The sequence below is a fragment of the Luminiphilus syltensis NOR5-1B genome (assembly GCF_000158175.1).
GTDB lineage: Bacteria > Pseudomonadota > Gammaproteobacteria > Pseudomonadales > Halieaceae > Luminiphilus > Luminiphilus syltensis.
Genome location: NZ_DS999411.1, coordinates 2,164,508 through 2,186,867, shown reverse-complemented (window position 1 = coordinate 2,186,867; position 22,360 = coordinate 2,164,508). Strand labels below are relative to the sequence as shown.

18 protein-coding genes are annotated in these 22,360 nt (G+C 58.3%); 2 read left to right on the top strand and 16 right to left on the bottom strand.

Annotation, left to right across the window (positions count from 1 at the left end):
• The 11 genes from NOR51B_RS09870 to NOR51B_RS09820 form a co-directional block, all read right to left on the bottom strand.
• Window positions 1–1,394, bottom strand: a 1,394-nt coding sequence (locus NOR51B_RS09870) for an isocitrate lyase (RefSeq protein WP_040482001.1), incomplete at its 3' end; no start/stop codon positions are given.
• Between the two features lie 169 nt (window positions 1,395–1,563).
• Window positions 1,564–2,982, bottom strand: a complete 1,419-nt coding sequence (gene der, locus NOR51B_RS09865) for a ribosome biogenesis GTPase Der (RefSeq protein ID WP_009020495.1) — start codon at window positions 2,980–2,982, stop codon at window positions 1,564–1,566.
• 3 nt (window positions 2,983–2,985) lie between these two features.
• Entirely contained in the window at window positions 2,986–4,155 is a 1,170-nt protein-coding gene (bamB, locus tag NOR51B_RS09860) for an outer membrane protein assembly factor BamB (RefSeq protein ID WP_009019148.1), read from the bottom strand.
• Entirely contained in the window at window positions 4,152–4,826 is a 675-nt protein-coding gene (locus tag NOR51B_RS09855; RefSeq protein ID WP_009018870.1) for a YfgM family protein, read from the bottom strand. Before NOR51B_RS09855 ends, bamB begins: the two co-directional genes overlap by 4 nt.
• The gene (gene hisS, locus NOR51B_RS09850) at window positions 4,823–6,079 is read right to left on the bottom strand and encodes a histidine--tRNA ligase (protein WP_040482000.1); all 1,257 of its coding nucleotides are present in this window, start codon (window positions 6,077–6,079) and stop codon (window positions 4,823–4,825) included. Before hisS ends, NOR51B_RS09855 begins: the two co-directional genes overlap by 4 nt.
• 30 nt (window positions 6,080–6,109) lie before the next feature.
• The gene (gene ispG, locus NOR51B_RS09845) at window positions 6,110–7,240 is read right to left on the bottom strand and encodes a flavodoxin-dependent (E)-4-hydroxy-3-methylbut-2-enyl-diphosphate synthase (protein ID WP_040481999.1); all 1,131 of its coding nucleotides are present in this window, start codon (window positions 7,238–7,240) and stop codon (window positions 6,110–6,112) included.
• A gap of 55 nt (window positions 7,241–7,295) precedes the next feature.
• Window positions 7,296–8,066, bottom strand: a complete 771-nt coding sequence (gene pilW / locus NOR51B_RS09840; RefSeq protein ID WP_009021467.1) for a type IV pilus biogenesis/stability protein PilW — start codon at window positions 8,064–8,066, stop codon at window positions 7,296–7,298.
• Entirely contained in the window at window positions 8,063–9,205 is a 1,143-nt protein-coding gene (gene rlmN / locus NOR51B_RS09835; RefSeq protein ID WP_009020322.1) for a 23S rRNA (adenine(2503)-C(2))-methyltransferase RlmN, read from the bottom strand. Before rlmN ends, pilW begins: the two co-directional genes overlap by 4 nt.
• 17 nt (window positions 9,206–9,222) lie before the next feature.
• Complete coding sequence (ndk, locus tag NOR51B_RS09830; RefSeq protein ID WP_009020036.1) at window positions 9,223–9,648, bottom strand: nucleoside-diphosphate kinase; 426 nt, start codon at window positions 9,646–9,648, stop codon at window positions 9,223–9,225.
• Between the two features lie 193 nt (window positions 9,649–9,841).
• Window positions 9,842–11,071 (bottom strand): IscS subfamily cysteine desulfurase, encoded by a 1,230-nt coding sequence (locus NOR51B_RS09825; protein WP_009020362.1) that lies wholly within the window; start codon window positions 11,069–11,071, stop codon window positions 9,842–9,844.
• Between the two features lie 132 nt (window positions 11,072–11,203).
• Window positions 11,204–11,938, bottom strand: a complete 735-nt coding sequence (locus NOR51B_RS09820) for an RNA methyltransferase (protein ID WP_009019733.1) — start codon at window positions 11,936–11,938, stop codon at window positions 11,204–11,206.
• 126 nt (window positions 11,939–12,064) lie between these two features.
• Here NOR51B_RS09820 and NOR51B_RS09815 point away from each other — a divergent pair, with 126 nt between their 5' ends.
• Entirely contained in the window at window positions 12,065–12,859 is a 795-nt protein-coding gene (locus tag NOR51B_RS09815; protein WP_009021495.1) for an inositol monophosphatase family protein, read from the top strand.
• A 20-nt stretch (window positions 12,860–12,879) separates the two neighbouring features.
• Here the strand turns inward: NOR51B_RS09815 and secF are convergent, their stop codons facing one another.
• The 3 genes from secF to purL form a co-directional block, all read right to left on the bottom strand.
• A complete protein-coding gene (gene secF, locus NOR51B_RS09810; RefSeq protein ID WP_040481998.1) occupies window positions 12,880–13,794 on the bottom strand; it encodes a protein translocase subunit SecF in 915 nt (304 codons plus the stop codon).
• Window positions 13,791–15,707 carry a protein translocase subunit SecD gene (gene secD, locus NOR51B_RS09805; protein WP_009019719.1) on the bottom strand — a complete coding sequence of 639 codons (1,917 nt, stop codon included), beginning with the start codon at window positions 15,705–15,707 and terminating at the stop codon, window positions 13,791–13,793. Before secD ends, secF begins: the two co-directional genes overlap by 4 nt.
• 137 nt (window positions 15,708–15,844) lie before the next feature.
• Window positions 15,845–19,711, bottom strand: a complete 3,867-nt coding sequence (gene purL / locus NOR51B_RS09800) for a phosphoribosylformylglycinamidine synthase (RefSeq protein ID WP_009019445.1) — start codon at window positions 19,709–19,711, stop codon at window positions 15,845–15,847.
• 107 nt (window positions 19,712–19,818) lie between these two features.
• Between purL and mltF the strand changes: the two genes are divergently transcribed.
• Entirely contained in the window at window positions 19,819–21,243 is a 1,425-nt protein-coding gene (gene mltF, locus NOR51B_RS09795) for a membrane-bound lytic murein transglycosylase MltF (protein WP_009020281.1), read from the top strand.
• Here the strand turns inward: mltF and tadA are convergent.
• Together tadA and NOR51B_RS09785 are read right to left on the bottom strand one after the other, a co-directional pair.
• Entirely contained in the window at window positions 21,215–21,715 is a 501-nt protein-coding gene (gene tadA / locus NOR51B_RS09790; RefSeq protein WP_456152264.1) for a tRNA adenosine(34) deaminase TadA, read from the bottom strand. The genes mltF and tadA overlap by 29 nt on opposite strands.
• Window positions 21,712–22,341 (bottom strand): DNA-3-methyladenine glycosylase family protein, encoded by a 630-nt coding sequence (locus NOR51B_RS09785; RefSeq protein WP_009019989.1) that lies wholly within the window; start codon window positions 22,339–22,341, stop codon window positions 21,712–21,714. The genes tadA and NOR51B_RS09785 overlap by 4 nt, the downstream gene beginning before the upstream one ends.
• Window positions 22,342–22,360 lie beyond the last annotated feature (19 nt).

Sequence of the window (22,360 nt, the reverse complement as noted above, 5' to 3'; positions counted from 1 at the left end):
TTATCGGTCGACAACGCCGCCGTGTGGTAGGTGGGCAAGGTAATCAGATGGTGGAAAATACCGGCTTCGCGTGAGGCATCGGCCTGGAAACTCTGAATCCACTGATCAGCTTCGATGGCGAGCGCTGACGCATCGTAGCTCTCCGCCATCAGATCATTGCGGTCATAGGCCGAGACATCCTTACCCGCTTCGCTCCAGGCATCGAAGACCTGCTGACGGAAGTTCAGGGTCCAGTTAAATGAAGGACTGTTGTTGTAGACCAGCTTGGCATCGGGCACCTGCTCGCGAATGCGATTGACCATACTCGCAATCTGGCCAACGTGGGGCTTTTCGGTCTCAATCCACAACAGATCAGCGCCATTTTGCAGTGAGGTGACACAATCGAGGATGACACGGTCTTCCCCCGAACCCTTCTTGAACTGAAAGAGGCCCGATGCCAGGCGAGCAGGCTTTAACAGCTTTCCATTGGCCTTGACCACAACGTCGCCGTTACTGATATCGTCCGCATTGTCGATGTATTCACCATCGAGGAAGCTGTTGTATTTGTCGCCCAAATCGCCGGGTTCATCGGTCACCGCGATCTGCTTGGTAAGCCCGGCACCCAGCGAGTCAGTCCGAGCAACAATGATGCCGTTCTCTACGCCGAGTTCGAGGAAGGCGTAACGTACGGCACGAATCTTCGCGAGGAAATCGGCGTGGGGTACCGTCACCTTACCGTCCTGGTGGCCGCACTGCTTTTCGTCCGACACCTGGTTTTCGATCTGGATGGCACAGGCGCCCGCCTCGATCATGCGCTTGGCCAGCAGATACGTCGCCTCAGCGTTACCAAAACCGGCATCGATATCCGCAATGATGGGAACCACGTGGGTCTGGAAGTTATCGATCTGATTCTCGAGGTCCCGGGTCCGGACTTCGTCGTTAGCATCCCGCGCCGCGTCCAGGTCACGAAACAAACCACCGAGTTCCCGGGCATCAGCCTGACGCAAAAACGTGTAGAGCTCCTCGATTAGCGCGGGCACCGAGGTCTTCTCGTGCATCGACTGATCGGGCAATGGACCGAAGTCGCTGCGCAGCGCGGCAATCATCCAGCCCGAGAGGTACAGGTACCGCCGCTTGGTGGAACCAAAATGCTTTTTAATCGCGATAAGCTTCTGCTGGCCGATAAAGCCATGCCAGCAGCCCAGCGATTGCGTGTACTGGCTGGTATCAGCGTCGTAGGCGGCCATGTCGTCGCGCATGATGTCCGCGGTGTAGCGGGCGATATCCAAGCCGGTTTTGAAGCGATTCTGCAGCTTCATGCGAGCGGCATACTCCGGCGTGATGTCGCGCCAGGCTTCACCCTGTCCGGTGCAAACCGATTCCAGTTCCTTAATCGTGTCGAGATAGAGTCCCATACCGTTGCCCTCGGGGGTCTTAGTTGATCAAAATAGTGCACCGGCAGCGCCAGCGAGAACGCGCATGATAGCCCCCAGCACTACTATTTTTGAAATATATGATTGGTATTATTGTCATTCATAAGATGAATGACTAGACAGGCCTTAAACACCGGCCTCGAGCGATGGTTTAGCGCCGCTTCTTGTTCTGCCGCTTTTTATCCGCTTTCTTCACGTGGGCGATCAACCGGCGCTTGCGCTGCACCTGCCGGCCGGTGAGCTTGTTTCGACGCCCCGCGAAGGGGTTATCACCGGTGCGCAGCTCGATTTTTACCGGTGTGCCATGTAACTCAAGCTCGCGACGAAAAACTTTTTCGAGGTATCGTGAATAGCTGCTGGGCAATGCCTCGGTCTGGGTACCGTGAATCACGATCAACGGTGGGTTTTGTCCCCCGGCATGGGCGTAGCGCAGTTTGATGCGCCGGCCATTGACCATGGGTGGTGGATGGGTCGATACCGCATCTTCAAGAATTCGGGTTAGCCGATTGGTGCTCAGGCTCTTGATGGCCGCGCTATACGCTCGTCCAACAGATTCGTACAGGTGCCCGACACCCGTCCCGTGCAAGGCGGAAATGAAGTGAATATCGGCGTAATCAACGAACTGCAGCCGACGCTGGAGTTCGCTGCGGATCCAGTCGCGCTCGTCAGGATCGACGCCATCCCACTTATTGACCGCAATCACCAGCCCGCGGCCGGCATCAATACACTGACCCAGTAAATGCAGGTCCTGTTCGACGACACCTTCGTGGGCATCCATGAGCAGAATCACCACGTGCGCATCGGCAATGGCCTTCAGTGTCTTGACGATAGAAAACTTCTCCACCGTCTCACGCACATTTTTTCGGCGACGAACGCCGGCGGTATCGATCAGGGTATACGCCTGACCCCTACGCTCGAAATCAATATAGATGCTGTCCCGGGTGGTGCCAGGCTCGTCGAAAACGACGACGCGATCATCGCCCAACAGTCGGTTAATCAGCGTTGATTTACCCACATTCGGTCGGCCAATAGCCGCGACACGAATACCCCCATCCGAGCGCTCGAGTGATTCATCACCCTGCGAATAGTCTGACAGCACCGACTGCATCATGCTGCTTATCCCACGATTATGGGACGCCGCAATCGCATGCATACCGTCGATACCGAATCCGTAAAAATCAGAGAGGGCTGCCTCCTCGCCCACACCGTCAATCTTGTTGATCACCAGATGAAAGGGTTTTGATTTCCGGCGCAGGTAACTGACCAACGCCTCGTCACCGGCCTGAATACCGGCACGTCCATCGACCATCAACAGGACGATATCGGCTTCCTCAATTGCTGTCTGCGACTGGCCCGCCATCGCAGCATCGATTCCCGACTCATCACCCGATATGCCGCCGGTATCAATCACAATGTAAGGCACCGCGCCCACCTTGCCATCGCCGTACTGGCGATCACGGGTCAGGCCCGACAAATTGGCGACCAAAGCATCCCGGGTTCGCGTCAGCTGATTGAACAGGGTCGACTTGCCCACATTGGGTCGACCAACCAACGCCACGACGGGAACCATGAACTACTCCAGTGACCGGAGATCGTAAGCGACTAATCGTCCACCGTTTCCGTAGACATACAGCCGATTGCCATCGGCAATCATATCGGCCCTGGCACCATCGGAGTCGGGGCGCTCCCGACCGACAATGCGACCGTCGACTTGTGAGAGCAAATGCAGGTATCCCTCGAAGTCGACCACAGCGACGTAGCTCGATATCGGAGTGGGCCTTGAGAGACCGCGGTATCCCAACACGATATTCTGCCAGCGAACCCCCTGACCATTGCGCAGGAACGCACTGACGGTGCCATCCTCATCGGCGACATAAACGTTCCCGAAACCCATGGACACTCCCGATACCGAGGAGACATTGCGCTGCCAGCGCTTACGCCCTGTGGAAGTATCAATCGATACCAGCCGGCCCTGGTAGGAAGAGACAAACAGCTCCGGGCCGAGATACACCATGGTTCCGTCAATATCGATGATGCGCTCGATCTCGGAGCGGCCCTCGGGAATTGCTACCCTGGATTCCCAAAGCACATTCCCGGTTTCCACCTCAATCGCGACCACTTTCCCCTCAGCAAATCCTGCGATGGCAACGCCATCAGACAGTATCGGTGTCGAGGTTCCTCGCAAGGTAAGTACCGGGACGTCGCTGGAATAGGTCCACAACCGCTCGCCCGACTCGTAATCGAAGCCATTGAGTTTCCCATCGTAGCTTTGCGCGACCACAAAACGGCCGTCGCCCTGGGGTGCAGAGAGCACTTCACCAGATACCGCAGTTTGCCAGACCACACTGCCATCGGTGGCGCTCAGGCGGATAACAAAGCCGTCGGCGCCACCGAGAAACAGCGAATCACCGAACTTTCCCACCCCCCCTGAAATCGGGATCTCAAGGTCGACTGCCCAGCGCTCGCGACCACGATCAGTCTCGATCGCGGCCACTTCTCCGTCGGCACTGGCCGCGTAAATAAGGTCGTTGTCGAGAATTGGATTTATCTGGTAGAAGCCGTCACCCTGCCCATCGCCTACCGACGTCGACCATGCCGAGTCGATATCCACCTGCTCCTCGATATCCGTAAGCTCCACGGGGGCGGTTGCATCGAAGTCTTCATCATCGAACCAGCCGGTAACGGTTTCGCAGCCAGACAAGGGGAGCAGCACTGCCAAAAGCGCGGGTCTCAGCCATTTCATGAAGCGGCCTCTTCACCCGCGGGAGCATCGGCCATCGCCGCCGACTCGAGGCTTACAATCTTTTCGTCCAGGGCTGCCGGATTGACACCCAGTGCCGATGCCGTGAGTCGGGCATTGCGATAGGCCTGTAGCGCCTCATCATTGCGTCCGGCCGTAAAGTGAAGGTCGCCGAGGGCCAATGCGAATCCGAGAGGGTATGCACTACTACCCGACTCCAGAATCGCGAGCGCCCCGGCTTCATTACCGGCGGCGGTCAATACGCGAGCCAAACGCAGTTGGATAAGCTGGCCCAGAGCCGAATCTGGATCACCCGCACCCAGCGCCCAGCGAAGTTCCGACTCAGCCTTGGCGAAATCGTCGTTGGCAACAGCATTGGCAGCGACTTCCATCGCCGCAAATTGAGCGTAAATCGAGCCGGAAAAGTCGGATCGGATCGCTTCTCCCAGATCATCGACGCGGGCACTTTCCGAACCGCTGGACGCGATCGCCGTCATCGCCCGGTAGCCCTGTGACGCCTCCATACGCTGATCGAGGGAGTAGGCCTGGTATTGCTGCCAGCCGACCGTACCGCCCGCCGCCAACACCACAGCGGCCAAAGTGCTCTTACCATTCTCAGACCACCAGCGTTTTAACGCTTCAACCTGTTCTTCATCCTGCAGGTGTTCGCTCAAAATACTTCCTCACTTTCAATTTCAAATTGCTCAGCCACGGCATCCGATAAACCCGCGTCATCAATCGACCGCTGGTCGCCGCCGCGCAGTGGCTTGAGCGTTACCGTATTATTGCTGCATTCCGTATCGCCAAATACCAGCGCCAACGCCGCACCACTCTTGTCCGCACGCTTGAACTGGCTTTTGAAACTACCGCCGCCGAGGTGTTGAACAATACGCAACCGGGGGAACGCCGAACGCAGCGCCTCCACACGCGGCAAGGCATGACGGTAGGCCGATTCATCCGAGGTTACGACATAAATCTCTGCGGCAGGTTCTTTTTGTTCGCCCTGGGCCTGCATCAGTAAAATAAGTCGCTCCAGACCCAGTCCAAACCCGGCAGCAGGGACATCTTTACCGCCGAACTGCCTCACCAATCCATCGTAGCGGCCGCCGCCGCACACGGTTCCCTGGGCGCCCAGAGCCGTGGTGGTCCACTCAAACACCGTTTTATTGTAGTAATCGAGGCCCCGGACCAATTTCGGATTTAATTCAAAAGCCACTCCCGATGTCGACAACAAATCCTGTAGACGCTCGAAGTCAGCCCGTGACTCGTCATCGAGAAAGTCCAACAAGCGTGGGCCGCTGTCGACGATCTCCTGGGTCCTGGAGTGCTTGCTGTCGAGGATGCGCAGTGGGTTGGTCTCCAGTCGGCGCTGACTATCCTCATCGATATCCCCACGATATTGCTGCAGATACTTGACCAATTCGCTTCTAAATCGATCCCGGGATGCCGTGTTACCGATAGAGTTCAGTTCCAACTTGAGATCGTCAGCGACGCCCAACGCCTGCCACAGGCGTTGGCAGAGTAGTAAAATCTCCGCGTCCTGGTCAGGACTTGCCACGCCAAACGCCTCTACCCCGAGCTGATGGAATTGGCGCTGCCTGCCCTTCTGGGGACGCTCGTAACGAAACATCGGGCCCATGTACCACAATCGCCGGGGTGTAATTGCCAGGTTGTGCTGCACCACGGCACGCACGCACCCGGCGGTTCCTTCGGGCCGCAGGGAGATACTGTCACCATTGCGATCTTCGAAGGTATACATCTCTTTCTCGACGATATCAGTCACTTCCCCGATCGATCGTGCGAACAGGCCCGTCGACTCCATGACCGGCAGGCGGATCTCCTGGTAGCCATAGCCGGCGAGGACACGCCGAGCAGCAGCTTCCACGTGTTGCCAGAGGAAAGAGGTCTCTGGAAGGATGTCAACCATCCCTCGGATTGCCTTGATGCTATCCACGAATCAGGAGCGGCTTCGCGCGATAGTTTTTGCGTCCATTTCAGCCCGCTCCGCCTCGAGCTCCTGGGCGCGCTGGCGAATCGTCTGCTCCAGGTGATCGACAAAATCCTGATTGCTGATTTTGTGATCGGGCTCCCCATTGATGTAAATCAAGTTGCTGGGGCTTGCGCCGGTGAGCCCGACATCGGCCTCCCTGGCTTCCCCTGGACCATTAACAATACAGCCAATCACGGCAACATCCATCGGCGTGCGCACATCTTCTAGGCGACTCTCAAGCACGTTCATAGTGCCTATGACGTCGAAGTTCTGCCGCGAGCAGCTCGGGCAGGCGATAAAATTAATACCGTTGGTGCGCAACTTGAGGCTCTTGAGAATCTCGAAACCGACCTTGATTTCCTCGACCGGATCAGCGGCGAGCGAAATACGGATCGTGTCGCCAATACCCTCCATCAATAACGCGCCAAGGCCCACGGCCGACTTGACAGTGCCACCGCGCAAGCCTCCGGCCTCGGTGATGCCGAGATGCAAGGGCTGCTCGATCTGCGTAGCCAGCAGGCGATACGCGTCGACCGCCATAAATACGTCGGAAGCCTTCACGCTGACCTTGAAATCAGCGTAGTTATGACGATCGAGAATCTCCGCATTCCGCAGTGCGGATTCGACCAGTGCCTCGGCGGTGGGCTCCGGGTACTTGCGCAACAATTCCTTACCCAAAGAACCGGCATTGACGCCAATGCGAATAGGAATTCCTTTATCGCGACAACTGGCAATCACCTCTTTGACCTTGGCTTCCTTACCAATGTTGCCCGGATTGATTCGCAGGCAATCCACACCATACTCGGCGACCTTCAGAGCAATCCGGTGATCGAAATGAATATCGGCGACCAGCGGCACCGACACCTGCGCCCTGATGTCCTTAAAAGCCTCTGCGGCCTCCATTGAGGGCACGGATACCCTGACAATATCGCCGCCGGCTTCGGCGATTCTCGAGATTTGCTCCACCGTCGCGGCAACGTCACAGGTCTCGGTGTTGGTCATGCTCTGCACACTGATGGGCGCATCTCCGCCCACGGGTACATTGCCGACCATAATCTGCCGACTCTGACGTCGTTTTATCGGGGAAGGATGATTCATATCTGAAACCTATCGCGCTGTGTGGCCATTGTAGCGTCTGCTCGGCAAATTTCCTCTATTGGGATTGCTTGCTCTGGTACGCCTGGTATTCCGGTGACTGCGGATAGAGATTGCGCAGGGTCATCTCATAGCTGCTTCTCGCATCGTTGTCCCCCTTCGCCTCGGCAATGTCGATGCCAAGCAGCAGCGCCCGTGGAGATTGGCGCGCGACCACTGTTCTATACACCCCATAGTAACGATCAGCTGAGGCAATATCGCCGGCAGCAAAGCGCAGAAACCCCATCTCCAGCAATGCAATCGGGTTCGTTCGATCCATTGATAAGGCACGTGAGAAAGCGGCTTCGGCACCTTCGTCATCATTGAGCCGCAACCGGGCAAGACCCAAATTGACAAAGGCCAATGGGCGTCCGCTATACAGCGAATCGACCGTCACACGCTCAAACTGGGCTTCAGCCTCTTCAAAGCGACCTCGGGAAAACAGGAACGCCGCGTAATTGTTGCGTGCGCGGGAGAGACTGGGGTCGATTTTGAGCGCGCGCTGAAACCGGGCATCGGCGCGTTCATATTCACCGGTGCTTTGATACACCAGGCCAAAGGCCTCATGTACCTCCGCGCTGTCACCGTCGATCTCTTCGGCGAGTTCCAGATTGCGCTTGGCGTTTTCCCAGTCGCCCTCGCCAATGTACTGTCGGGCGAGCGACACCCGCCGTTCAAGTGCCTTTTCCGGAGAGGGTTCATTGGTGTAGCCGCCCGTCGATTCGGTAACACAGGCCGGAAGCAGGCCCATCACCAGCAGGGTTACAAGTACTATCGATAGTCGATTCATTGACTTGCCTCTAGACGCGAACGGTGACGCTGTGCACGTCGGGTTCGATCGACAACCTCGCCGACCAACTGCCCACAGGCGGCGTCGATATCATCGCCGCGGGTCGTTCGTACAGTGACGACATATCCCGCATCAATCAATACCTGCCAAAACCGAGAGACCGCATTTCCACTCGGTCGGGTAAAACCCGAATGAGGAAAATCGTTGAAAGGGATAAGATTAATCTTGCAGGGAAAGTCCTTGAGCAAAACCGCCAACTGTCGCGCGTGCTCGACCTGATCATTGACGCCCGCGAGCAAGGTATATTCGATAGTTACTACGCGCTTCGTATCCGATTGGGCGTCGATGTAATTGCGGGCGCTGCGTAACAACTCTGCGATCGGGTAGCGCTTGTTGATCGGTACAATACGGTTGCGAATTTCATCCGTTGGCCCGTGCAGTGATATGGCAAGGCTTACATCAGAGCACTCGGCGAGCTTATCGAGGGCCGGAACAACACCAGACGTACTCAACGTAACACGCCGCTTGGATAATCCGTAGGCCCAGTCATCGGTCATCAAGCTCATCGACGACACAACGTTATCAAAGTTTAGCAATGGCTCGCCCATACCCATCATCACCACATTGGTGACCACGCGGCCCTTACCGGACTGAAAAGCATCGTAGGATTTTATGGCAAGCCAGACCTGACCAATGATTTCAGCACTCGTGAGGTCGCGCTGAAAGCCCTGCTTGCCTGTTGAGCAGAACTTGCAGTCGAGGCTGCAGCCCACTTGCGAAGAGACACACAGAGTGGCGCGACTACCTTCGGGGATAAGCACGGCCTCTACCAATGCGCCGCCATCAACGCGAATGGCCCACTTTCTTGTGCCATCAGCGGAGTCCTTCTGATCTGCTATCTCGGGTGGGCGAACCTCGGCGATGGAGGACAAGCGCTCACGCAAGGCCTTGCCCAGCGTGGTCATCGCTTCGATATCACTCACCCCGTGGTGATGAATCCATTTCATCACCTGTCCAGCACGAAAACGCTTCTCACCAAGATCAGTAAAAAACACTTCCATTTGAGCGCGACTCATGCCCAACAAATTAACTTTGCCGGTCGCAGAGGTGCTGGCAATGACCACGCCCTTTTCTGTCATGGGATACGCGCTAGACGCTAGCGTTCACAGAGGTCGCTAGCGGCAAAAAAGTAGGCGATTTCTCGTTCTGCAGAAGCCGCTGAGTCCGAGCCGTGTACGGCGTTGGCATCGATGGACTGGGCAAAATCGGCGCGGATAGTGCCGGCATCGGCGTCCTGAGGATTGGTCGCACCCATTAACTCGCGATTTTTCGCGATCGCGCCTTCACCCTCGAGGACCTGAATCATCACCGGTCCCGATGTCATAAACGTAATCAGGTCGTCGAAAAAAGGACGCCCTCTGTGCTCGGCATAAAATCCACCGGCGCGTGTCGCGTCGAGCTGGACCATCTTCGCCGCGACGATCGCCAGACCATTCTTCTCGAAACGAGAGTAAATCTCACCGATGACATTTTTCCCAACCGCGTCGGGCTTGACGATGGACAAAGTGCGTTCAACTGCCATGAAAGTCTCCAAAAATCAGTAGCTAAGCCACGCGTGTGCGGGCGAATTCAAGGGCGCGGAGTATAGTTGTTTTAAGGTGCCCTGTCAGCGCAATAATTAACGAACAACCGTCTCGCGACGGGTGTTTACGCCTCGCGCAGTACCGTTCACGCCGGCGGTCTTCCTCGGCCCCAAATTTCCGGCCCGCCTGCCCTTAAAAGTGTTTTTCCGCGCCCCCGCCAGCGGGGTGATGCGCACTTCGATGCGCCCGCCAGGCCGGCGACAGCTCGCGCAGCTTTTCGACCGCAGTAGCGACCTGCGCCACCGCGTAATCGATTTCTGCCTCAGTGGTAAAGCGGCCAACGCTGAACCGCAACGAGCTGTGTGCCAGCTCATCACTCAAGCCCAGCGCGCGCAGTACGTAGCTCGGCTCCAGGCTCGCCGACGTGCAGGCTGAGCCACTGGAGACCGCCAAATCACTGAGTGACATAATCAGCGATTCGCCTTCGACAAAGGCAAAGCTGACATTAAGCGCGGCGGGCAAGCGAGGGGCGCGGCCACCATTGACCTGCACCTCCGGGATACGTCGCAGACCCGCCCACAAACGATCTCGCAATTCGCGCAGGCGCTCTGCTTCTTGCGCCATTTGCTCCCTTGCGATTCGGGCAGCCACTCCCAGCCCTACGATTTGATGGGTGGCCAACGTGCCCGAGCGCATGCCGCGCTCGTGGCCTCCTCCATGCATTTGAGGCTCCAGTCGAACCCGTGGGTTGCGTCGCACGTAGAGCGCACCTGCTCCCTTGGGGCCATACAGCTTGTGGGCCGACAGGGACAGCAAGTCCACCTGGAGATCCTGAAGATCAATGGCGACTTTACCCACACTCTGCGCGGCATCAACATGGAGAAGAACACCGGCTTCCCGGGTGACTTCTCCGATTGATGCGATATCGTTAATGGTGCCGATTTCGTTGTTGGCATGCATGACGCTCACCAGCACCGTGTCCTCGCGTAAGGCTTCCCGAACTCCATCCGCCGACACCAGACCATCCGCATCGGGCGCCAGATAGGTGACCTCAAATCCCTCGGCTTCGAGCTGGGCACAGCTGTCGAGCACGGCTTTATGCTCAATCCGGCTGGTGACAATATGCTTACCGCGTTCTCGGTGAAAATGGGCAGCACCCTTGATCGCGAGGTTGTCAGACTCGGTAGCACCCGATGTCCATACGATTTCGCGGGGGTCCGCACCGATCAGCTCCGCCACCTCGCTGCGGGCGTCCTCGACCATCGCCTCAGCCCTCCAGCCAAAGCCGTGGGATCGTGACGCGGGATTGCCAAACACCCCGTCCTGCGTCAGACAGCCCATCATGGCGTCGGCGACCCTGGGGTCAGCCGGCGTCGTGGCGAGATAATCCAGATAAATGGGAGGTTTAGCGGTACTGTTCATGACCTGCTCCGAATCACAAAAAAACCTGCAGTGTTATCTTTCCGAGACACAAACCCGAAACAACCAAACCGTGCACAGTGACAGCCGGCCTACCTGTCTGGAACGTCCGAGGGTCACGCGAAAGGCGCACTCTCAGTGTTTACCGGCTGATTTCTGGGCTTCCGTAAGAATACCCCGAAGAATACCCATCTCCATGTCGTCGATACGGACGCGATTAAACAGGCGCGCCAACCGGGGCATCAGCTGTCGTGGCGCCGCGGGATCAAGAAAGCCAATATCGGTAAGCGTCTCTTCGAGGTGTCGATAAAAACGTGTCATTTCTTCGGTAGTCACGAAGGGCACGTCCCAATCCTCATCGGCAGCCTCTGGAAGGCGCTCCGCCAGGCCCCACATACGCAACTCATAGGCAACAATTTGCACGGCCATCGCCAAATTCAGCGAGGAGTAGTCCTCGTGGGAGGGTATGTGGCAGTGCAAATTGCAGCGCTGCAGCTCCTCGTTGGTAAGCCCGCGATCTTCACGGCCGAAGAGAATCGCAACCCGCTCAGTGCGGCTACTCACGGCGAGGCGTTCTGCACAGCGGCGTGGATCCAGCACAGGCCAGGGTATACGACGCCCCCGAGCACTGGTCCCCACGACGAATTGACTGTCCGCGATAGCCTCGTCCACCGAGTCAACAATTCGCGCTGAGTTGAGAACATCGCTAGCCGATGCCGCGCGCCAGGTTGCCTCCGGCGCTGGAAACTCCCTGGGCGCGACCAGCGTCAAGCGGGACAATCCCATATTCTTCATGGCCCGGGCCGCACCCCCAATATTGCCCGGGCTGCTGGTATGGACCAGTACGATTTCGATGTTGTCGGTGTTCATCGCTTAGGGAAAATACCGCTGACAAGTGGCGCCAGAGTTTAGCAGATGTGGCTTTCTTACACGGAAACCCCACTGCTTATGCTCGGCTCCTGTTATCATCCGCCTCCTCGCAGAAGGACCTTTTTCATGGAACCGATGACCAACATTGCACTTCGAGCGGCTCGAAAAGCCGGCGAGCTGATAGTTCGGGCCTCCGACGAGCTCGACCGCGTCGGGCACGTCGCCAAAGGTGCGGCCGATTTCGTCACCGAAGTGGATATCGCGTCGGAGAAAGAGATTCTCTATCACCTGCAGAAAGCCTATCCCGACCATCAGTTTCTCTGTGAGGAAAGCGGTCTGACCGGCAACGCCGATTCGGAATATACCTGGATCATCGACCCCCTCGACGGCACGTCCAACTTTCTCCGCGGGGTTCCGCACTTCTGCGTATCCATCGCCTGTATGCGTGACGGTAAGCTGGAGCACGGCGTCGTGCTCGACCCGATCCGGCGTGAGGAATTCACCGCATCGCGAGGTCGCGGCGCCCAACTCAATGGGCGGCGACTGCGGGTGAGTAACCGCACCGAAATGAAGTCGGCGCTTCTCGGCACCGGCATTCCCTTTCTCGGACACATGGAGCACAAGCTGCCCGGTTATACCGATGCGCTGGCGCAGCTTACCCGCCAATCGATGGGCGTAAGACGCATGGGCGCCGCCGCACTCGACCTCGCCTATGTCGCGGCTGGGCGCCTCGATGCTTTTTGGGAAGTTGGGCTCAAGCAGTGGGATATGGCCGCCGGCGTATTGCTGATTCGCGAAGCTGGCGGGTTGGTGGCTGATATCGACGGCGCCGAGCGCTACATGGACAGCGGCAACATCGTCTGCGGCACGCCAAAAATCTTCAAGACCGTGCTACAGATTGCGGGACCAGCGCTGCGTTGAGCCCCCGCAATCCGGGACGATCAAGGCAGCCTATCGTCCTGTTCCAGCCCCTCTTTAACGGGGATTGCAACGTCTTCCTTGGTCACGCCCAAGGCCAGTAGCGTGGTCGCCGATACATAAATCGACGAGTACGTACCGACGGCGACACCGACCAGCAGCGCGACGGCAAAGCCATAAATCATTTCGCCGCCAAAAAGCGCCAGCGCCGCCAGCACAAGCAGCGTGGTCAACGACGTTACCACCGTTCTCCCCAGCGTTTCTGAAAGCGAGATATCCAACACCTCTGATGGGGTCGACCGACGTACCTTGCGGAAGTTTTCGCGGATACGGTCGGCGACGACAATGGTGTCGTTTAACGAGTAGCCGACAACCGCGAGTAACGCCGCCAGTACAGTCAAATCAAATTCCAGACCTGTCAGTGAGAAGAATCCCAGCGTAAACAAGACGTCGTGGGCCAACGCCACCACCGCACCGAGGGCAAACTTGAACTGGAAACGAAACCCGACGTAAAGCATGACCAGCCCCAGCGCCAGCAACATGGCCAGCCCCCCCTGCTCGCGCAATTCCTCACCGACCTGAGGACCGACAAACCCCAGATAGGCCAATTCGATGTCCTGATCGGTCTGTGCGCGCAGCGACTGAACAAGGGTCTGGCCATCATCGTTGGTATAGCCCTCGGGCAGTCGCACCAGGACATCGCGATCCGAGCCGAAGCTCACCACTACGGCGCCGAGATAGCCGAGATCGGCGACCTCCTGACGAAGGTCGCTGAGGTTGACTGATTCCTCATACACGAGTTCAACGGAGACGCCGCCCGTAAAATCCAACCCCCAGTTCAATGACCGGGTACTGATTGAGCCGATGGCCACAGTGATGGCGACAACGGAAAATGCCGCAGCAACGAAGCGCCACTTCATGAAAGGTAGGATTCTCATGCCGGCTCTCCCCTGGCGTCGTCACTGGTCTGTCGGCTCTTGGGGAGTGGTCCTATCGACAACTTATCCACCCTGCGCCCGCCGTAAATCAGATTGATGATCGCCCGAGTCCCAAGAATGGCGGTAAACATTGATGTCAGAATACCCACCGAGAGGGTGACGGCGAATCCTTTGATGGGGCCGGTACCCACGGCATAGAGAATGACCGCCACAATCAATGTCGTGATGTTGGCATCAAGAATCGTTGCCACAGCACGCTCAAATCCCGCGTGTATGGCCATTTGTGGCGAGGCCCGATTCGCCAGCTCCTCGCGGATCCGCGCGAAGATAAGCACATTGGCGTCCACCGCCATACCTACTGTCAACACAATACCCGCAATACCCGGCAGGGTGAGCGTGGCTCCCATCAGCGACATTACGGCAACAAGCAGTACCAGGTTGACCGACAGACCGATCACCGCGGCAATTCCGAACACGCGGTAGTAAAGCAGCATGAAAATAACCACCAACGTCAGCCCCATTTGCACAGACTTAACCCCCAGCCGGATGTTTTCGGCACCGAGCGACGGGCCCACCGTACGTTCCTCAACAAAGGTAATCGGCGCGGCCAGTGCACCCGCACGCAGCATCAGCGCCAATTCCGATGCCTCAGCCGTACTGTCCAGACCCGTGATCTGAAACTGCGCGCCCAACGCCGATTGAATCACGGGCGCCGTCAGCAGCTTTTTTTCGTCATAGGGAATCTTGACGATCTTTTCGTCGCCGTTTTCGTCCATCTCGTAGCGGGTGCGGTACTTACGCTCAATGAACAGGACGCCCATGCGGCGCTTGATGTTGTCCCGGGTCGCGCGTGACATAAGCATGCCGCCCTCGCCATCAAGACTGATAGATACATTCGGCTGATTGTTCTGATCAAAACCGGCGTTGGCACCCGAAACGCGCTCCCCGGAGATGATCAGATCGCGCTCCAACCACTCATAGATGCCCGCCCGGTCGGCGCTGCGATACTCAAAACGCTGGCGCTCTGTGATCGGGGCGTTGGTCTCGGCGACCAACCTGAACTCAAGATTGGCGACCTTGCCCAGAATACGCTTGGCCTCAGCGGTGTCCTGAATACCGGGGAGCTCCACCACGATGCGATTGGCACCGCGACGCTGGACCAGCGGTTCCGATACACCGAGTTCATTAACCCGATTACGCAGGGTGGTGAGGTTCTGCGAAACGGCGTAATCGACCACTTCGCTCAGGGTTTGCTCGGTTACCGACGCCGTGAGATTCCAGCTATCCCCCTCCTCGGTGCGATCCAGAAACAACTCGGGGTACAAATCGGCCGTCGCGGCTCGCGCCGCTTCGCGGTCCGCCTCTGACCGAAATTTCATTTCGAGGTCAGTGCCATCGAGGGTAACCAGGCCGCGAATACGCTCCTCGCGCAGCTGACGTTTGACGCCGCTTTCATACATCGCGAGCCGGCGCTCGGTAGCGGCATCGACGTCGACCTCAAGCTGGAAGTGCACACCTCCGCTCAAATCAAGTCCCAGCTTCATGGGCTCGGCACCACCACTCATTAACCATTCGGGAGTGGTGGGTGCCAGGTTGAGTGCCACCACAAAGAAATCACCGAGGGCGCGGCTGAGAATGGCCTGAGCGCGCAGTTGCTGTTCGGCGCTGGCGAGTCGAATCAGCGCTGACTTGCCAGAATTCTGAAGCTCCTCGCCGAAATAGTTGATGCCTGCTTCGTCGAGGGCGTTCTCCGCCTTTGACAGCAGCGCGGCGTCCAATTGCACGGAGCTGCTGCTGGGGGCGATTTGTAACGCCGGATCGGGGGTGTAGAGATTGGGGGCGGCGTAGTAGAAACCCGTCACGACCACCGTGAGAATCAGCAGGTATTTCCAGAGGGAATATTTATTGAGCATGATGGACTCTTGCTATCGCAAACGGCGCAGTGTAATCGCTACCGGCCCGTCGCGTGGATGTATTGGGTATTATCTGTGTGAAATGGTGCCAATCGACGTCAGTTTCAACCCCTCATCGGGCAGTCGTAACCCAGACGTCAGCCAATCCATGTCCTCGCATTGCGGAACACCCGCATCCAGCCCGAATCGTCACCCCAGGTATCGGGGGCCCAGGACAGCTGCGAACTGCGGAAAACCCGCTCAGGATGGGGCATCATAATCGTCACTCGACCGTCGCGGCTGGTCAGGCCGGTAATACCGGCGGGAGAACCATTGGGGTTTGCCGGATAGCGCTCGGTCACCGCCAGCTGGTTGTCGAGGTAGCGCATCGCGATCAGGCCTCCACTTTCGGCTTCGCGCTGGCCATCACCCGCAAATTGCGCGCGCCCCTCACCGTGGGCAACCACAATGGGCAGGTGCGATCCCGCCATTCCGTCGAACAGTACCGAGGGCGACTTCTCCACACGGACCAATGCCAAACGAGCCTCGTATTGCTCGGACGTGTTTCTCGCAAAGCGCGGCCAGTGGTCCGACCCCGGGATAATGGAATGCAACGCTGCAAGCATCTGGCAACCGTTACACACCCCCAGACTAAAGGTGTCGCCGCGCTCAAAATAGCGCTCGAATTCATCGCGCACGCGGGCGTTGAACAAAACACCCTTGGCCCAGCCCTCCCCGGCGCCCAGAACATCGCCGTAAGAGAACCCCCCGCAGGCAGCCAGCCCCTGGAATCCCTGCAGTGAGACTTGGCCACTCACCAAATCGCTCATGTGCACGTCTATCGCCGCGAAACCCGCGCGGTCAAACGCCGCCGCCATCTCGCTCTGACCGTTAACGCCCTGCTCGCGCAGTATCGCGATCTGCGGCCTTACCCCGGTAGCGATAAACGGCGCGGCCACGTCCTGCTCGGGATCAAAGGTCAGCCCGGCGGACAGACCGGGATCGCTTTCTGAAATTTGCGCGAATTCCTCGTCCGCACATTGTGGGTTATCCCTCAATCGCTGAATGGCGTGGCTGGTACTGCTCCACAGGGTCTGAAGGGCCGCGCGATTGCTGTCAATCAGTTCGAACCGCGCGGTGTTGACCACGATTCTTTCATCTCGCCGCGGGTGCCCAACCGGCTGCACGCATTCCGCCAGATCCAGCTCACTGGCCAGGGCACTGACGATTGCAAGATCCCGTTGGTGTACCTGAATGACGACACCGATTTCTTCGCTAAAAAGTACAGGGACCGCCTCTTCAGCACCGCAGCTCAGTTCAATGTCGAGTCCACAGCGGGAAGCGAAGGCCATTTCCAGCAAGGTCACCAGCAGCCCACCGTCGGATCGGTCGTGATAAGCCAATATCACACCTTCACTTTTCAGCGCACTGATAAGCGCAAACAGCTGCTTCAGGTCTTCGGCATTTACATCGGGTACGTCGCTACCTACCTCGCCGAATACCTGAGCCAGGCACGAGCCACCGACACGATTTTTTCCACGTCCCAGGTCAATCAGGACCAGCACCGTCGCCTCGTCCACCCGCAACTCGGGTGTGAGCGTCTCGCGCACATCACCGACGGGCGCAAACGCCGAGACAATCAGGGACACCGGAGAAGTCACCGCCTTCGCCTCGCCCTCGTCAGACCATGCCGTTCGCATCGACATTGAGTCCTTGCCGACGGGAATGGTGATGCCCAGTGCCGGGCAAAACTCCATACCCACGGCTTTCACCGTGTCGTAAAGCACGGCATCGTCCCCCCCGTGACCGGCCGCACACATCCAGTTCGCGGATAAACGGATATCCCGGAGCTTCGCCACCGGCGCCGCAAGCACGTTGGTAATGGCCTCGGCCACCGCCAGCCGACCCGATGCGGGACCGTCCAGCAAGGCAGCCGGCGTGCGCTCGCCCATGCTCATTGCCTCACCCAGGTGCGACGAGAGGCTCACGGTCGTCACCGCACAATCGGCAACCGGCACCTGCCAGGGACCGACCATCTGATCGCGGGCCACCATACCGGTGACCGAACGATCGCCAATGGTGATCAAAAAACCTTTGCCCGCCACGGCGGGAAAGGTCAGCACCCGCTGAAGCGCGTCGGCAATGGGCACATCCCCGGTAAAGCTGTCCGCGGGTGCGGGATGGTGATTGGCGATTCGGTGCATTTTGGGCGGCTTGCCAAACAGCAGCGACATCGTGAGATCCACGGGCATGTTGTCAAACAGGGCATCGGCAACCGATAGATGCGCAGCCTCCGTGGCGTCACCGACCACCGCATAGGGACAGCGCTCACGCCGGCATAGGGCTTCAAAGCGACCGAGATTCTCCGGCTCCACCGCCAGGACATAACGCTCCTGGGACTCATTGCACCAAATTTCCAGCGGCGACATACCGGGCTCGTCATTGGGAATATCGCGCAAGGCGAAGGCCCCTCCCCGACCGCCATCCTTGACCAGTTCCGGGAGCGCATTGCTCAAGCCACCTGCACCCACATCGTGGATGAAAGCGATGGGATTGTCCTCGCCCATGGCCCAGCAACGATCAATCACTTCCTGGCAGCGGCGCTCGATCTCCGGATTCTGGCGCTGAACCGATGCAAAATCCAAATCTTCGGTGCTTTCTCCACTGGCTACTGATGACGCCGCACCGCCGCCGAGCCCGATCAACATGGCCGGGCCACCCAGGACCACCAATTGGGCACCCTCGCGAAACCCGCCCTTGTCAACATGCTCCGCTTTGATGTTGCCGTAACCCCCGGCGATCATGATGGGCTTGTGGTAGCCCCGAACCCCCTGATCTGTGACGAGTTCGCAGGTACGAAAATATCCCGTGAGGTTGGGGCGACCAAACTCGTTATTGAATGCCGCGGCGCCAATGGGGCCATCGATCATAATTTTTAACGGATTGACGATTCGACCGGGCCTGCCGTAGTCGATCTCCCAGGGTTGCAGCAACCCGGGAATGGCAAGGTGGGATACCGTGAACCCAACGAGCCCGGCCTTGGGCCGAGAGCCTCGTCCGACAGCACCCTCATCGCGAATCTCACCACCAGACCCGGTACCCGCGCCGGCAAAAGGCTCTATAGCGGTGGGATGATTGTGCGTTTCGACCTTCATCAGCAAGTGCACTGGCTCTTCGTGATAGCGGTACTCCATTGATTCGGGCGACGGGTAGAACCGGCCCGCGGTGTGGCCTTCGACCACGGCGGCATTATCCGAATAGGCAGACAGAACGCCCTCGCCACCTCGGTGATAGGTATGCCGAATCATCTCGAACAGGCTGTATTCACAGTCCGCTCCGTCGATATTCCAGCTCGCATTAAAAATCTTGTGCCGGCAGTGTTCGGAATTTGCCTGGGCGAACATCATCAACTCGACATCGTTGGGATCGCGCTGCAGGGCGGTAAAGGCCTCGTGCAAATAATCGACCTCGTCCGGGGCAAGCGCCAAGCCCAGTTCCGTATTGGCGTGCTCCAGCGCCTGCTTTCCGTCCGAGAGCAGGGGAACGCGGGAAAACGTTTGCGGCTGGCTCTGCTCGAAAAGCCCGGCCACATCATCGAGGCTATCCAGCACCGTTTGCACCATGCGATCGTGCAGCAGGCCATCGATTTCGCGGCGATTCACCATCGAAGTCGACTCAATTCCCGCGATGCTGAATACCGACCCCCGCTCTATGCGCCTAACCGTGTCAAATCCGCAGTTGTGTGCGATGTCGGTGGCTTTACTTGACCACGGGGAGATTGTGCCTACGCGCGGCACAACCACCCGCAGCCCATCCTCATTTAGGATGCCGTCATCTGCCTGCTCTGCGGTGCCGGGCTGCAACAGCTCTCCAAGCCGGGTCAGCTCGACCTCGCCGCTGGACTCAATCGCATAAAACCAATGCGCTGACAGCAACGTCAGATTCGGATCAATGGCGTTGATTTGCTGAGCGAGTTGGGTAAAGCGCGGGGCACTCAGGGCGGCATGACCGGCGAGCAAATGCATGAAGGCGACGTTCCGTAACAGGGAAGTGGAAATTATACCCTGCAACGGCCCCGGATGGGCCGGTGATTAGGTCAGCGGAGGCAGCAGTTACACGATAATATGGCGCCATGCGGATGATTCACCTGACGGGACTTGTTATGGCATTGCTGCTCCTTGGCGGGTGCGGCGACGAGTCGTTGTTTGCGCAGCTCGAGAAAGGCGGCGATCTGGTCGTCGTAACCCGAAACAGCCCGACCACCTATTATTTTGATAGCGAAACCGCGACCGGCTTCGAATATGACCTGCTCGCTGCATTTGCCGAGGCCAACGGTTATCGCTTGCGGATAAAGCTGGCCTTCTCCCTTGAAGAACTGATAGAAACCGTTGCCAAAGGTGAGGCCCATATTGCCGCCGCCGGTCTAACCCACACCCCTGAACGCGACCAGCGCTTCCTGGCATCCAACCCCTACTTGACGCAGCGGCCGCTGGTCATCTATAAGTCCGGGCGTCTGCGGCCACGCAGCCACGAAGATTTGCTCGGGCGTGATCTGGTTGCGCTGGCGGGCAGTAGCCACGTCGAAGCACTCGAGGCCCTGAAAACCAAACTCCCCGAGCTTGAATGGCGTGAGATCCGGGCCGCCGATACGCTCGAGTTGATGCAGCAGGTCACGGAGGAAAAAGCCGAATTGGCAATCATCGATTCGCTTGAATTCCGGACTCAGCAGGGACTTTTCCCTCGGCTGGTCGCAGCAATGGACCTGGATAAAGAAGAAGATATCGTCTGGTATCTACCGAAAACCGATCTCGCGGCGGGTTTGCTGGCGGAAATCAACCAGTTTATTGGGGACTTCGCTGCGGATGAGCGGCTGGAAAAGCTCAAGCGGAAGCATTTTGGTCGCATCGAAACCGCGACGCGGATAGGCACGCTGACCTTCAAGCGAAAGATCAATTCAGCACTGCCCGAGTGGCAGGAATTGATTGAGACCGTCGCGGCGGAATACCGCCTGGACTGGCGACTGCTGGCGGCCATCGCCTATCAGGAGTCCCATTGGGATCCGCGGGCGGAATCGCCCACCGGCGTCAAGGGCATGATGATGATTACCCAGTCCACCGCCAATGAACTCGGACTGACTGATCGCACAGACCCAACGCAAAGCCTGCGCGGCGGTGCGCGATTCCTCAACAATCTCGTTCGACGCCTGCCTGAAGACATCAAGCAACCCGACCGCACGTGGCTGGCACTGGCCGCTTATAACATCGGCCTCGGTCACCTTGAAGATGCCAGAAAGCTGACGGAAGCCGCCGGTCTCGATCCGCATCGCTGGCAAGATGTGAGGCGTCATTTACCCGAATTGCAAAACCCGGATGTTTATCGCAACGTGCGATACGGCTTTGCCCGGGGCCGGGAGGCTGCGGCGTATGTGGACAATATTCGACACTATTTTTCCGTGCTGAAGCTGCACGACGTTCCCGGAGCGAAAATTCCACCCCCGTTAGACGCGGCAACGCTACTACCCCCGGAGTTCAGTCGCCTGGCGCCCGCCGCGTTGTAAGCCCGCGACGACGCCCGCGAAAAAAGCGACTCAATTGCATGGCGCTCTCATCAGCCAACAGCCCTCCCGCATGGGTTACCCGGTGATTTAGCGCCGGATTATCAAGGGCAGCTCCCGTGCTGACTACGGCCCCCGCTTTGGGCTCCAGAGCTCCGTAAACCAGCCGCCCAATTCTCGCGTGCACCAAGGCACCGCAGCACATGGTGCAGGGCTCCAAAGTGGCATAGAGGGTCGCGCCTGCAAGACGATAGTTGCGGATCGCCCTGGCCGCGTCCCGTAACGCCAGAATCTCCGCGTGGGCGGTGGGATCACAGTCTCCAATCTGACCATTGCCTGCTGTGGCAACGACTTTGCCGTCCATGACCACAACCGCACCCACCGGCACCTCGCCCTGAGCTGCCGCCATCGCCGCCTTCTCGAGCGCGAGGGACATCATTTCACGGTCGAAATCACTGAAGGCGGTCACAGTCACAATGGCGCCTCACTGTAGAATTTCCAGCAGAGCATCGCCAACGCACTGCGATGGGGCGAAAATACCTCGCCCAGACGCGCGGTTTCATGCTCATCGGGACGTTCGTCGAGCGCCATGATTCGCCCGAAACCCGCGCGAACGGCGAGGTCGCCAACCGGCCAGATATCGGTGCGCCCCAGCGAGAACATGAGATACATCTGTGCCGACCAAACGCCGAAACCCTTGATGGCGGTAATGGCCTCGAGCACAGCATCATCTTCCTCCCGAACAAGGCGCTCGGGCGCGAACCCCTCTTCACGGCAATGCCGCGCCAGTTCGCGAAGGTAATTCACCTTCTGTCGCGATAATCCCGCCGACCGAAGCTTCTCATCGCCCACCCGAGACACCTGATCCGCGGAAATTTCGCCGCCCAGAGCAGCCTCAACGCGAGCGGCAATCGAGCTGGCGGCCGCTACCGACACCTGCTGCCCGATAATAATGCGCGCAAGCGCAGCAAACCCGGCCTCACGGCGGCGCTCGGCGGGATAACCAACGACGCTGACCGCCCGCGCAATCGGCATACTTTGGCTTGACAGCGCATCGATGCTTTTTCGCAGATAGGGTGTAGTCAGACGATATCGCGTCATGAAATTCTCTGAAATAAGT